The organism is Bacillus sp. BF2-3 (assembly GCF_008368795.1).
Taxonomy (GTDB): domain Bacteria; phylum Bacillota; class Bacilli; order Bacillales; family Bacillaceae_G; genus Bacillus_A; species Bacillus_A cereus.
On record NZ_QOSA01000016.1, the window covers coordinates 140,273 to 154,350 of the forward strand.

Sequence of the window (14,078 nt, forward strand, 5' to 3'; positions counted from 1 at the left end):
AATGACGATTTTAAGTAATATTGGTGCAGCTTTATTTTTTATTGCTTTTATTCTTTTAATCTTATGTATTATTTCATTCTTTAAGAAAAATGGAAAAGCAAAACAATATGGACGTCCTACCGTTATTCTTTTTATGATTTCTATTATATTAATAACGGCCGGTACAACAAAATCGGAACACCCCGTCGTCGAGTTTTTTTCTACTTTAAGTTTCATTCTATTTATATTCTTCCTTGTTCTAGCAATCTTATCTGTTATTAAGAAAACAGGTGTAGCGAAAAAACAATTTATTATTACAGCCGTATTATTTGTCATTTTTGTTGCGCTATCAGGTATTTCAGATCCTTCTTCTGAAAAAACGACAGCAACTAGTACAAAAGTTGCTTCTAACAATGAAGAACAGAAAGATAGCGAAAAGAAAAAAGAGGCGGACGAAAAAACTCAAAAGCAAGAAGATGAGAAGCGTCTAGCCGATGAACAAGCTCGTAAGCAACAAGAAGAGCAAAAACGCCTAGCTGATGAGCAAGCTCGTAAGCAACAAGAAGAGCAAAAACGTCAGGCTGATGAACAAGCTCGTAAGCAACAAGAAGAGCAAAAAGCACAGCAAGCTCAAACACAACCTGCTTCAGGAAATACTAGTAGTGCATATTACAAAAATTGTGCCGCAGTTAGAGCTGCCGGGAAAGCTCCTCTATATAAAGGACAACCAGGTTATGACTCACATCTTGATCGTGATGGCGATGGAGTTGCATGTGAAAAATAGTAGTAAAAAAGAAGCTTCTAGTAAGCTTCTTTTTTATTATCAGAAACTATTATGACGAATTCCCTCTCCCTCTTCCTTTTATAAAACTCATTTGATTATCCTTAAAATTGACACATTATAAGTGATTTCAATCACCACATTGTTTTTCATTTATTGCTATTCTTAATTTAGATATTACATTCAAACTTTATGGAGGCATTCATATGGAACATACATTTACTGAAACTTCTATTGTCGGTGAGATTGTTACACAATTTCCAAAAGCTAGTAATCTTTTTAAATCATATAGAATAGACTTTTGTTGTGGTGGTAATAAACCACTTATTGATGCAATTCATGAAAGAAATTTATCAGCAACAGAAGTACTTACAGAATTAAATACGCTTTATCATAATACGAAACGATTAAATGAATCTGAAATTGATTGGAAAAATGCTTCTTATCGTGAATTGATTGATTATGTTATAAATAAGCATCATCGCTATTTAAATGAAGAATTACCACAGTTAAGTCCGTATGTGACGAAAGTATTACGCGTCCACGGAGCAAGTCAGCCTCACTTAGCTCAAATTCATAAGCTATTTCACGAATTAAAGATGGAATTAGAACAGCATTTAATTAAAGAAGAAACAGAAGATTTCCCATTAATTTTAGAATTTGAACAAAATCCAATTGACGAAAACTATGTGAAATTACGTAAAATAGTAGATGAGTTGGAAAATGAACATAACCACGCAGGCAACATTATTAAAGAACTTCGTAAAGTTACAAATGACTTTACTCCTCCAGAAGGAGCTTGCGGTACTTATCGACTTGTTTACCAACGTCTTGAAGCGCTAGAGTCTGATTTATTTGAGCACATTCATTTAGAAAATAATATTTTATTTCCACGTGCCATTACGAGAGCATAAATAAAGAGCAGGACATGAGTATACATACTTATGTCCTGCTCTTTCATTTGGTAAAGACTATACACATCCCTCTCGAATAAATCCGAATTTTAACAATTTGTGAATCATTATAAAAATGTGATAAACATCACATCTCTTCCTTTTTTGATTTTCTATAATAAAAACATAATCCTTTGTTCAACATTTCACAGAAAAAGGGGAAACGAAAATGAAAAAACGTTTAGTTATGATCGGAAATGGTATGGCTGGCATACGCTGTATGGAAGAAATATTAAAACATGATAGTGATTCATATGAGATTACTATTTTTGGAGATGAACCTCATCCAAACTACAACCGTATTATGCTCTCTCATGTTTTACAAGGCAAAACAAATATGCAAGATATCATTATGAATGAATACAGTTGGTATGAAGAAAACGAAATAACTTTGTATACAAATGAAAAAGTTCAAAGTATTAACCGAGAAGAAAAAATTATTATTACAGAAAAGAATCGTACTCTTACATATGACAAACTCATTATCGCAACAGGTTCTAGTGCTTTTATTTTGCCTGTAGAAGGTTCCACTCTCCCTGGTGTAATAGGATTTCGAACAATTGAAGATACACAATTTATGATTGATACCGCTAATGAAAAGAAAAAGGCTGTTGTCATTGGTGGTGGGTTACTTGGTTTAGAAGCCGCAAGAGGTCTTATTGACTTAGGGATGGACGTACATGTTGTTCATTTAATGCCAAACTTAATGGAGCAACAACTAGATACGAAAGCAGCTTCTCTTCTGCGCGAAGATTTAGAAGCGCAAGGCATGAAATTTCTAATGGAAAAGAAAACTGTAAAAATTCTTGGTACAGACCATGTTGAGGGCATTCAATTTGAAGATGGTGAAGTTGTAGATTGTGATTTAATCGTAATGGCTGTCGGAATACGCCCAAATACGCAAATAGCAAAAGATGCCGGTTTAATTGTAAATCGCGGTATTGTAGTCAATGACTATATGCTAACAAATGATGAGTCCATTTATGCAGTTGGAGAATGTGCAGAGCATGACGGTATCGCATATGGACTTGTTGCTCCTCTTTATGAACAAGGTGCGATACTAGCAAAACATATAACAAATTTACAAACTGATGGATATTCGGGCAGTATCGTCGGTACGCAATTAAAAGTTGCAGGTTGTGATTTATTCTCTGCTGGTCAAATTTATGAAGATGATCAAACGAAAGCAATATCAATCTTTGATGAATGTAAACGTTCCTATAAAAAAGTATTAATTCGTGATAATAAAGTCGTCGGTATCGTTTTATATGGTGACACAGCTGACGGTACACGTCTCTTTAGCATGTTAAAGAAGGAAGAAGATATACAAGAATATACACCAGCTTCCCTTCTTCACAAAGCTGGTGAAGAAAGTGAATTTGACGTTGCTACAATGAGTGCGGATGACACGATTTGTGGATGTAATGGTGTTACGAAAGGTTCAATCGTTCACGCCATTTTAGAACAAGAGTTAACGACTTTTGAAGAAGTTAAAGGCTGTACGAAAGCCGCAGGTTCTTGTGGTAAATGTCGTCCACTTGTGGAACAAGTTTTATCTCATACACTTGGAGATGCTTTTGATGCCTCAGCGCAATCTGCCGGTATGTGTGGATGTACACCTTTATCCCGTGATGAAGTCGTAGCAGCCATTCACGAGAAAGGCTTAAAATCTCCAAAAGAAGTACGAAATGTTCTTGGTTTTGCACATGAAGACGGCTGTTCGAAATGCCGCCCTGCTTTAAACTACTATTTACGTATGGCGATTCCAGAAGAATATGAAGATGATAAATCGTCCCGTTTCGTTAATGAAAGAATGAATGGTAACATCCAGCACGATGGTACATTCTCTGTTATTCCACGTATGTACGGAGGCGTTACAACAGCTGATGATTTAATGAAAATTGCTGAAGTTGCGAAGAAGTATGATGTTCCACTTGTGAAAATTACCGGTGCAAGCCGAATTGGCTTATACGGTGTCAAGAAACAAGATTTACCTAACGTATGGGCTGACTTACATATGACTTCGGGGTATGCATATTCAAAATCGCTTCGTAATGTAAAATCATGTGTTGGTTCTCGCTTCTGCCGTTTCGGTACGAAAGATTCATTAGGACTTGGTATGCTCCTTGAACAATCATTAGAAATGGTAGATACACCTCATAAAATGAAGATGGGTGTAACGGGCTGTCCGCGTAACTGTGCGGAAGTACTGACGAAAGATTTTGGCGTTGTTTGTGTCGAAAATGGATACCAACTTTATATTGGCGGAAATGGTGGTACAGAAGTACGTGAAGCTGATTTTGTAATGATTGTCCCTACTGAAGATGATGTCCTTCGCATCGCTGCAGCTTACATGCAATATTATCGTGAAACTGGTATTTACGGAGAGCGTACCGCCTACTGGACAGAACGTTTAGGCTTCGATCACATAAAAGAAATACTACAAGATGCAAGTATGGTTACTACGTTAAATGAACGTTTCCAAACAGCTCGTAGAACATATACGGAAGCATGGGGACAAGCACTAGAAACGAAATCATTAAAAGCGATGTATGAAGTAGAAACTGTGAAATAAGGAGCTGTGATCTAAATGATACACACGAAAGAAAAAATAAAAGTTATGCGTGCGGAAGATCTTGCTATTCAAATCGGTAAAGAAGTGCAAATGAAAGGTATGTCTATCGCCCTATTCCGCCTTTCAAATGGCGATATTCGAGCTGTAGAAAATCGTTGTCCTCATAAAAACGGACCGTTAGCAGAAGGGATTGTGTCTGGAGAATTCGTCTTTTGTCCACTGCATGATTGGAAAATCTCACTACTAACAGGTGAAGTTCAAAAACCTGATGACGGCTGTATTCAAACATACGAAGTAGAAGTTATTGACGGTGACATTTATTTATACATGTAATTTTCGAAAGGAAGCCTCCTCTGGCTTCCTTTTAAATAAAAATTGATGAGGTGCAATTATGAACGGATATGTATATTTAGTTGGTGCAGGACCAGGTGATGAAGGGCTTATTACAAAAAAAGCGATAGAGTGTTTAAAACGTGCAGATATTGTTTTATATGACCGTTTACTAAACCCTTTCTTTCTTAGCTATACAAAACAAACATGTGAACTTATGTATTGCGGAAAAATGCCAAAGAATCATATTATGCGGCAAGAAATAATTAACGCACACCTTCTTCAATTTGCGAAAGAGGGCAAAATTGTTGTCCGATTAAAAGGCGGAGATCCATCTATTTTTGGCCGTGTTGGTGAAGAAGCAGAAACTTTAGCAGCAGCAAATATTCCATATGAAATTGTACCAGGCATTACATCTAGCATCGCCGCTAGTAGCTATGCAGGTATTCCCCTCACCCACCGTGACTACAGTAATAGTGTCACTTTATTAACCGGACATGCAAAAGGTCCCTTAACCGATCATGGAAAATATAATTCATCTCACAATAGCGACACGATTGCCTACTACATGGGTATAAAAAACTTACCTACAATTTGTGAAAACTTACTACAAGCAGGAAAAAAAGAAGATACGCCAGTAGCAGTCATTGAATGGGGTACAACTGGTAAACAGCGCGTTGTCACAGGGACACTGTCTACCATTGTTTCTATTGTCAAAAACGAAAATATTTCTAATCCTTCTATGACAATTGTTGGTGATGTTGTTACTTTGCGGAATCAAATCTCTTGGAAAGAACGTAAACCATTGCACGGCAAGAAAGTTTTATTTGCAGCTGCAACAAATAAAAAAAGCGCAATAAAGCAAAAGTTACAAGAGTCCGGTGCAGAAATATATCAAATTCCAACTTTCAAAAAGAAAGAATACACAGTAACCTCTGAACAAATCAATAAGATTTTTAACGTTGATCGTCTTGTATTTTGTTCCGCTGACAGTGTAGACATCTTAATGCAATCATGCAGTAAATATCATAAAGATATTCGTTCCTTACAGGCAGAACTTCAGTATATGAACCTTTCTATTCAAGAAAAGCTCATGCAATATGGATTGTTCAGTAAACCTGCGCAATTTTCTTCGAATTCAACGATTTATTTAGGACGAAACATTAACCGAATTGCTGTTATTCAAGAAAAAATTGGTGCTGGTTCCTATATGATGACTCATGAGTACACAATTGATCATCGCTTCGATGAAATTCATTCACGTATTCTTTCTGAATTCTCATGGGATAGCATTGTATTTGAAGGTCGTGCTTCTATTGATACGTTTCTAGCAGAAATAAAACGCCTTGGCTTTATCAATATTCTTACTCTCCCATTCTCGTATACCGACGTTCCAACTTTACACTATGCAAATAAAGTTGGGTTTCATAACGTAGATCATCAATTACAAGAAACTCTTATGAAGAAAGACATGGTGAGACAATGAAAGGAATTGTATATGTTGGACATGGAAGCCGGCTACAAGAAGGTAATGAACAATTCATTCAATTTATTCAATCTGTTATGAAAGAGCGAAACGAAAGAATTCAAAAAATAGCTTTTCTAGAACTAACGACACCTACTATTTCGGATGCAGTTACAGAAACGATAATAGAGGGAGTAACTGAAATAATGATTGTACCTGTTTTATTATTTGCAGCAGCTCACTATAAACGTGATATTCCTTTGGAGATAGCGAAAATGAAAAATCAATATCCACATATCTCATTTTCAGTTGTACAACCTTTTAGTACGCATCCGCATATGGTTGAACTTGTAGTGAAAAGAATACGTGAAACTATGCCAATGCAAGGTAGTAGTGTTTTACTCGTAGGGAGAGGTAGTAGTGATTTTCAGCCGATACATGAGTTACAACAAATCGGAGCAGCTGTCGAACAAAAACTCAGTCTACCAGTATCATGCTCCTTTTTAACGAAAGGAACGCCCTCTTTTACTGCTGAGCTAAAGACTATAACATCAACTGCATCCCATGTATATGTCATGCCCTACCTTCTCTTTACCGGATTATTGCTTCAAAAAATTAAGTTGTATACAAAAAAATACGATCACGTGACGACTTGTAATTGCCTACAGTTTGATACATATATGAAATTAACATTGTTAGAACGAATGGAGGAATGCATATATGTATAACATGTACCCCCTTATGTTTAATCTGCAAAATAAAGTGGTCGTTATCATTGGTGGAGGTAAAATTGCATATCGAAAAGCGTCTGGATTAAAAGATACAGGCGCTTTCGTCACCGTTATTAGCCCCGAGATTTGCGAGGAAATGAAAGAACTTCCTTATATTACTTGGAAGCAAAAAACTTTTAGTAATGATGATATTAAAGATGCTCATCTAATTTATGCAGCTACAAATCAACATGCTGTAAATATGATGGTCAAACAGGCCGCTCATGATTTCCAGTGGGTTAACGTTGTAAGTGATGGTACAGCATCATCGTTTCACACACCTGGCGTTATACGAAATGATGAATATGTTGTCACTATTTCGACTTCAGGTAAGGACCCATCGTTTACGAAGCGTATGAAACAGGAATTAACTTCTGTCCTTCCTAAACTTATAAAAAGACTTTCTCGTACTCATAAAATGTAATCTATCACTTAGCTAAAATAGGAATTAACTGTGAACAAACGTTTTTTAGAGGCGTTTGTTCTTTTTGCTTTAGTTTCGTTTTTTAGGATCAGACAAACAATTGGACAAGAATCTGTGAAGAAAAATAACGGCAACAATTACGGACAAAAAAGCAGTTGCTTGAGAGCAACTGCTTCAATACAGGTTTTATATTGGATATTCATTCAACCAAATTAGCGCTTGTTCATAATCATCAAAAAATCTCACAGATTCTTTCGTATTAGATTGTTGTAAATAATCCATTATCTCCCCCTCTTCAAGGAGAAATGCAATTGCCTTACTGTTATTCAAAATGATTTCATTGAAGAACTTCTCTTTCCATACTTTTTGAACAGAAAAATGATTTGGCGTGTATCCTTTTCTATCCACCAACAATTTGTATTTCCGCCCTTCAGAAATGAATTGCTGACAAACCTGCTCAAAACCATTAAACCATTCATACACATCATCTGTTTTTATATTGCCAACTAGATGGGTAACAATTATATCTCCTGAAACTGTTGTGCTGATATTCTGTTTACTCAACTTGGAATCCCCCTTAGTTACAATTTTGCGGAAAAACCGCATAAAATCAATAAAGAAAAATTTCTTACTTGACACTCCCACCCCACCGCTATCAAACTAAGCTCATGTAACGTCAATTATAAGCGAAATTGTGTCTAAGCTACTTGATTATCAGACATGGTACAATTGTAAACGATACCCAATATATCATAGACTGTTTTCTTCTCATATCTATGGGATTTCCGCCATCATTTACCGCCTCAAATCTATTCGTTTTAACACGTATATTCAAAACAAAATATATGACAAATAAATAACGACAGTTACTGTAATAATGCTGAAAAGTGTTGAAAATAAAACGATTTGTGCATGTAATTCAGGCTCTATTTGATATTCCATAGCAATGGTTGATGTATTTCTTGAAGTAGGAAAAGAACTTGCAATAAATAATGATTGTGCAACAATACCATCGATGTTTAGTATGTATATTACGGCAAGTGCTAATAATGGTCCCATCAGTAACCTTCCAATTAAAGCCCATGTTATGACTCGATGGAAAAAATTAAGCTTAATGTTGGATAATTGTGCCCCTAGCAATATGAGTGCTATTGCAACAAAACCATTCGCAAGCTGATTAAGAGGAATAAAGATAGAATTAGGTATTTGAATTGTAAAAGATTGAAAGAAAACCCCTAATACGAGTGCATGAAATACAGGCAGTCTTAGAAATGATTGAATAATACCTCCGATTGTTTTTGTTGCTGATAGTAAGTTATATATCCCATATGAATAAGTTAAAAGATTCTGGAAAATAACAATAAAAATTTGAATGGAAACCCCCACTGGATTGTGACTGAAAATCAATTGACTTACTGGTAACCCATAATTACCGGAATTCATTAACGAAATGCTATTTTTTAGAGCTGCACTTTCTCCTTTTTCTAACTTTAATATTTTTGAAATGAAATGACTTACTATAATCAGACTCAGACTATAAAGCATTAAATAGTATATTATCTGGAGCAACAAACCTGTTTCTATACGAATATCATATATATTCACAAATACAGCCGCTGGCATTAAGCAATAAGTAATAAGTGTAGATAGCTGCTTTAAGTTAAATTGGAACTTTCTTTGTAAGATTGCACCAATTAGCATCAATATTAATATCGGTAATATTACGTCTAATATAATAAATACAAACATTTAAAACCTCATTCTAAATATATTTTAGTTGGATTAAACGCTTTACTAAATGTGGACACATTTCATTCATCGGAAAACACCCTTAGTTCTCAATAATCAGAAAACTGAAATCGATAATATGAAAATGCTCATCAAAAATTCTTATTTCATTTCCCTCCCCTCTCTTTTCTTTAACATATCAAATATAACTCATAAAGAAAATTATGGATTATTTATACAAATTCATAATTTTATCTTATTGAACTAAACTGTATTCTTTAGTGTAGTACTTTTTTCACAATATCCGTTAGCCTTACCAAAAAATTTGGCCCTAAAAAAATCTGATACTGCAGTTACTATGCGAAGAATACTTACATCAATCCCATACTTGTCGCTTAAACCACCTAACACACCTGATACTTGTTTATCTTGAGTGGACTTATATTTTTTTCATCTAAACATCCCGATTCAATTAAATATTTGCATTCTAAAAATGAGTTCGATCTTTAGAATAGATTTAAGATTTCCTTCACTAATCTACCCTTTAAATGAATAACTTTTGACTTCTATATTTTAAAATAAAATTCCATAAGCCTTCTGTTTTTCATTTTAAAAACACATTCTTATAGAAAACAAGCGTTTATTGAGATATCAATAAAAACATGTTGAAGCCTATTACTAAAAGAACCATCCCAATATACTTTGGGATGGTTCTTTTTCCTTATTAATGATTCTTTAACATCACTAACAATTTCTCTTGGCTATACATCCATACTGTAATGATTAAACAAGCAAGTGCGACTTCTGATAGCGCCATAAATCCAATTGCATAATGACCTGTTAATTGGAATAGTAATGTTAAAATTAGCGGTGGGAAGAATCCTCCTAGTCCACCTAAAGCTGATACGAGACCATTTACAATACCAGCTTGTTCTGAGAAATACATTGGAACGAGTTTGAAGATTGTACCATTACCAATCCCTGCACAAAATGCTACTAGTAAGCAACCAAATGTATACACGTTCATACTTGGCATAAACGATAAAATAATACCTGAAAGTGTTAAACCGATAAATACGAAGATTAATATTTTAAATGGATTAAACTTATCACCGAACCAACCACCAATCGGGCGCATAATTGTTGCGAGTACGATGAATCCGGCTGTCCGCATACCTGCATCTACTTTCTCTAATCCGAAGTGAGATACTAGAAAGTTTGGTAAGTATACTGTAAATGCGACAAATGATCCGAATGTTAAAAAGTAAAAGATACATAAAAACCAAAGTTTCTCATTTTTATATACACCTTTTATTTGTTCCATTAGTGGTGTATTCACTTTTTTCTCCTTACGATCACCTAATAAAAAGTTCATAAGTGCAAACGCTGCAAGTAAAACTAAATAACATTGTACTGTCGTTCTCCAGCCAACTGAAGTTGCAATGACAGGTGCTAAAAACGAAGTAATTGCTGTTCCGGCGTTACCGACACCGTAAATACCATTTACAAAACCGTGACTCTCTTTCGGAAAGTATTTTGGTAAAGAAGTTACTCCTACAGAGAATACAGCACCACCGATTCCTACAAATAATCCACCAATAATTAAATCCATCATAGAATTGGCAACACTAATATAAAAAACAGGAAATAATAATAGAATAAAACTAATAAAGAATAATTTTCTTGCTCCGAAACGATTCGTCCAATAACCAATTGGAATACGAAGAATAGAGCCTAAAATAACAGGTACTGCTGTGACCATAGAAATTTGTCCCGCAGTTAATGGAATATCCGCTTTAATATAAGGCATTAATGATGATAAAATGACCCATACCATAAAACCGATAATTAGATTAAAAGTTTGTAAACTTAATTGAAAATTAGGACTTTTCATTCTGTTCCCTCCTATGTATGCATAGTTATATTCATTCTCTCCAGCCTAATCACGTCCTAACATGATTAGGCTGAAAAGAATCAACCACCACTTACTGGCGGAATCATTGCTACGATATCGCCAGTTTGAATGATGTCATTCTCATTTGCATACTCTTCATTTATCGCGACCATAATCTCGTTTGAAATTGCTATGTTGTATTTCTTAATGAGTACTTCCTTCAGCTTCGCAACTGTAATATTTTCACAATCTATGTGCAATGACGACTTACTTACTTCTTCCTGTAAATGTGCAAATAATAGCACTTCAATCATATTCTCATCTCCTTTCTAGGCTCACCATTTGCATATGTTACCCTCTCTAACTGATCACCTATCCATGACTCACCATCTTCCCAAAACTCTTTCTTCCAAATTGGAACAATTTGTTTAATACGCTCCATAATATATTCGTTCGCCTCATAGGCAGCTTTCCGGTGTGGTGTAGAAACAGCAACGACAACAGCAAGATCAGAAATTTGTAATGTACCAATGCGATGTGTAATAGCGACATATATCCCCGGCCAATTCTCTCCTACTTCAGTGCCAATTCTCTCAAGCTGTTTCTCCGCCATTGTCTTATAAGCTACATACTCTAAACAAAGTGTACGTCGACCTTTCGTAAATTCTCTAACAGTACCAATAAAAGTAGTAACCGCACCACACTCACGACGAATTACTTTGTTTGTAACTTCTTCAATTGAAATAGGTGTATCAATTACTTCATAATACGTATGTGTCATTTTGCACCTCTTATCTTTATATAAGTTAGCAACCTATTTTTCTATTACTTGTATGATCGAAGCGGCTCTTCCCACGGCCACTCACTTCCGTTGTTTGATTCTAATAACAGTACCGAAACAGTAATTCCAGCTTTAAATCCTCTCGTTCCCCCTGGCAAAACGATAAATGCATTCGCTTCTGCAAGTGAAGAAATTGCGCTAGATTTATCTAAACCAACTGGTGTAACTTGTAATTGCCCATCTACAATTTCCACTCTCCCTCTTACAAAACGAGTAAATGGGTTTGCTTTCGGAAAGTCTTTTTGTAAAATTGCCTCTGCACGATATATGTGCGAATCTTCCCTATGCAAGTATTTTCCAATCACTGGTCTAACATATAATTCACAACCGACATAACAAGCAGAAGGATTACCAGATAGACCAAATAGTAATTTTCCTTCTACCTCAGCTACAGTTGTCACACTTCCTGGTCGCATCGCTATTTTGTCAAAAAGTACATTAGCTCGTAATCTCTCATAGATGGCAGGTAAATAGTCATAGTCTCCTACTGAAACACCACCAGTTGTAATTAATATATCAACTTCTTTTATCGCCTTTTTTACAGTGTTATAACACGTCTCAAAATCGTCAGCGAATTGCCCATAATACTGTACAATCCCCCCTGCTCGTTCAATTTGAGCAGCTATCATATAGGAGTTACTATTTCGAATCTTCCCTGGCTTTAATTTTTCATGTACTTCAAGCAGTTCGCTACCCGTCGTTACAATTCCAATCACTGGTTGTTTTATAACATATACCGTACTATAACCAAACGTAGCAAGAAGTGCTGCTACTCCAGGATTAATAACAGTCCCTTCTTTCACAAGGATAGTATTTTGTTTTACATCTTCACCTTTAAAAGAAATGTTATCACCGGCTGTGAAACAGCGTTTTAATGTCATATAAGTCTTTTCGTTTTTTTCAAATCCTTCCGTTAGTTCTAACATAACAACCGCATTACACCCTCTCGGAATTGCGGCTCCTGTCATAATACGGACAGCTTGAAATGCTTTCACTTCTTCTGTAAAAACAACCCCTGCTCCAATTTCACCAATTACTTCAAACTGAATAGGGTTACTACTACTTGCTTCTTTCGTATCTTCTGATCGAATCGCAAACCCGTCGTACGGAGAGCGATCAAAATGCGGGACATCATGATCTGCAATAACATCTTCTCCAAGCGTTCTTCCGTAACTTTCTATAAGAGAAACCTCTTCTGTTTCACCTTGATGAGCATATTTCATTACTCGTGCAACTGCTTCTGCCACTGGAATCGGTATACGTTTTGCTAACATTCTTTTTCACCTCGTTTTAATAAGGGGGAAACTCTCTCTGTTCATCCTATATATTTTGCGTACAATCGTTTTGCTATTTTCACATCACTTGTCCCATGAATAAATGCCCTACCGTCTGTAAATAAAACGAAACGATATTCATCAATTAGAAATGATAGTAAGTACGGCGTTTTTTGGACATGTACAATTTTTTGTAATCTTTTTTGGATTTCGTTTAAATTTAGAACTCTCTTTATTCCTGAACGGATTTGAACTGTATTCCGTCCGCATAGCACCTCCGTTTTCACCTGTGATTCAAATGTTAAACTTGGGTACGTACGTGTATTTCCGCAAGATGGACATGTACTTTTTTTCTGTTTATTTACTTTTAATGAGAGAAATTGATTGTTCCAAATATCAAATGATAACATTGTTCCTCGTAGCGTCTCGAAATCATCCACCAATATTTTCATTGCTTCTGTCACTTGGTGAGCAACAACCATCTGTACAGCTGGCTGAATAATTCCCGCTGTATCACATGTTGCACCGCCCATCGGATGATCCATTAAGCAGCGAAAACATGGTGTTTTTCCTGGAAGACTTGTATACGTTACACCGTAACCTCCAACGCATCCACCGTATATCCAAGGTATATTTTCTTTTTGTGAAATATCATTTATAAGTAGGCGCGTATCGAAGTTGTCAGTGGCATCTATAATGAGATCCACTTCTTTTGTTAACTCTTCTATTTCTTGCATTGTGACATCCATTACAACTGGTACAATTTCCACTTCAGAATTAATCTTTCTTACATGTTCTGCCGCTGCAATTGCTTTTGGTTTGCATTGTTTTGCATCTTCTTCTGTATATAACTGTTGCCGTTGTAAATTACTCCATTCGACATAGTCACGATCGGCAATTGTCAATTTCCCAATTCCCATCCTAGCGAGTGCTTCTGCATTCGCAGCCCCTAGTGCACCCGCACCGATTAGGAGCACATGCTTTTCTCTTATTTTTCTTTGTCCCATTTCACCAATTCCAGAAAACAACACTTGTCTTGAATAACGCTCTTGCATAAGAAATCC

At 35.7% G+C, this 14,078-nt stretch carries 14 protein-coding genes and 1 pseudogene; 7 read left to right on the top strand and 8 right to left on the bottom strand.

Annotated features, from left to right (window positions below):
- Position 1 precedes the first annotated feature (1 nt).
- The 7 genes from DN401_RS13365 (at position 2) to DN401_RS13395 (ending at position 7,277) form a co-directional block, all read left to right on the top strand.
- Entirely contained in the window at positions 2-763 is a 762-nt protein-coding gene (locus tag DN401_RS13365) for an excalibur calcium-binding domain-containing protein (RefSeq protein ID WP_149287731.1), read from the top strand.
- Positions 764-966: 203 nt separating this feature from the next.
- Positions 967-1,674, top strand: a complete 708-nt coding sequence (gene ric, locus DN401_RS13370; RefSeq protein WP_000401371.1) for an iron-sulfur cluster repair di-iron protein — start codon at positions 967-969, stop codon at positions 1,672-1,674.
- A 208-nt stretch (positions 1,675-1,882) separates the two neighbouring features.
- Positions 1,883-4,288 (top strand): NADPH-nitrite reductase large subunit, encoded by a 2,406-nt coding sequence (gene nirB / locus DN401_RS13375; RefSeq protein WP_149287732.1) that lies wholly within the window; start codon positions 1,883-1,885, stop codon positions 4,286-4,288.
- 15 nt (positions 4,289-4,303) lie between these two features.
- A complete protein-coding gene (nirD, locus tag DN401_RS13380; RefSeq protein WP_000581982.1) occupies positions 4,304-4,621 on the top strand; it encodes a nitrite reductase small subunit NirD in 318 nt (105 codons plus the stop codon).
- A 58-nt stretch (positions 4,622-4,679) separates the two neighbouring features.
- Positions 4,680-6,104, top strand: a complete 1,425-nt coding sequence (locus DN401_RS13385) for a uroporphyrin-III C-methyltransferase (protein ID WP_001014945.1) — start codon at positions 4,680-4,682, stop codon at positions 6,102-6,104.
- Positions 6,101-6,811 (top strand): sirohydrochlorin chelatase, encoded by a 711-nt coding sequence (locus DN401_RS13390; RefSeq protein WP_000676478.1) that lies wholly within the window; start codon positions 6,101-6,103, stop codon positions 6,809-6,811. Before DN401_RS13385 ends, DN401_RS13390 begins: the two co-directional genes overlap by 4 nt.
- Entirely contained in the window at positions 6,804-7,277 is a 474-nt protein-coding gene (locus tag DN401_RS13395) for a precorrin-2 dehydrogenase (RefSeq protein ID WP_000282590.1), read from the top strand. Before DN401_RS13390 ends, DN401_RS13395 begins: the two co-directional genes overlap by 8 nt.
- Before the next feature lie 186 nt (positions 7,278-7,463).
- On the opposite strand, the gene DN401_RS13405 is transcribed toward DN401_RS13395, so the two are convergent.
- The 8 genes and pseudogenes from DN401_RS13405 to DN401_RS13440 all read right to left on the bottom strand — a co-directional run bounded on the left by DN401_RS13405 (position 7,464) and on the right by DN401_RS13440 (position 14,069).
- Positions 7,464-7,883 (bottom strand): STAS/SEC14 domain-containing protein, encoded by a 420-nt coding sequence (locus DN401_RS13405; RefSeq protein WP_073339619.1) that lies wholly within the window; start codon positions 7,881-7,883, stop codon positions 7,464-7,466.
- Between the two features lie 225 nt (positions 7,884-8,108).
- On the bottom strand, positions 8,109-9,026 hold the full coding sequence (locus DN401_RS13410) for an AEC family transporter (RefSeq protein ID WP_000497498.1): 918 nt from the start codon (positions 9,024-9,026) through the stop codon (positions 8,109-8,111).
- A gap of 300 nt (positions 9,027-9,326) precedes the next feature.
- Positions 9,327-9,455 (bottom strand): annotated as a pseudogene (locus DN401_RS30170) (PspC domain-containing protein); the annotation flags it as partial.
- Positions 9,456-9,729: 274 nt separating this feature from the next.
- Positions 9,730-10,899 carry a nitrate transporter NarK gene (gene narK, locus DN401_RS13420; RefSeq protein WP_149287733.1) on the bottom strand — a complete coding sequence of 390 codons (1,170 nt, stop codon included), beginning with the start codon at positions 10,897-10,899 and terminating at the stop codon, positions 9,730-9,732.
- Positions 10,900-10,979: 80 nt separating this feature from the next.
- On the bottom strand, positions 10,980-11,213 hold the full coding sequence (gene moaD, locus DN401_RS13425) for a molybdopterin converting factor subunit 1 (RefSeq protein WP_000573688.1): 234 nt from the start codon (positions 11,211-11,213) through the stop codon (positions 10,980-10,982).
- Complete coding sequence (moaE, locus tag DN401_RS13430; RefSeq protein ID WP_000149962.1) at positions 11,210-11,680, bottom strand: molybdopterin synthase catalytic subunit MoaE; 471 nt, start codon at positions 11,678-11,680, stop codon at positions 11,210-11,212. Before moaE ends, moaD begins: the two co-directional genes overlap by 4 nt.
- A 44-nt stretch (positions 11,681-11,724) precedes the next feature.
- Positions 11,725-13,014 (bottom strand): molybdopterin molybdotransferase MoeA, encoded by a 1,290-nt coding sequence (locus DN401_RS13435; protein WP_000880215.1) that lies wholly within the window; start codon positions 13,012-13,014, stop codon positions 11,725-11,727.
- 41 nt (positions 13,015-13,055) lie between these two features.
- Entirely contained in the window at positions 13,056-14,069 is a 1,014-nt protein-coding gene (locus tag DN401_RS13440) for a molybdopterin-synthase adenylyltransferase MoeB (protein ID WP_001158124.1), read from the bottom strand.
- Positions 14,070-14,078 lie beyond the last annotated feature (9 nt).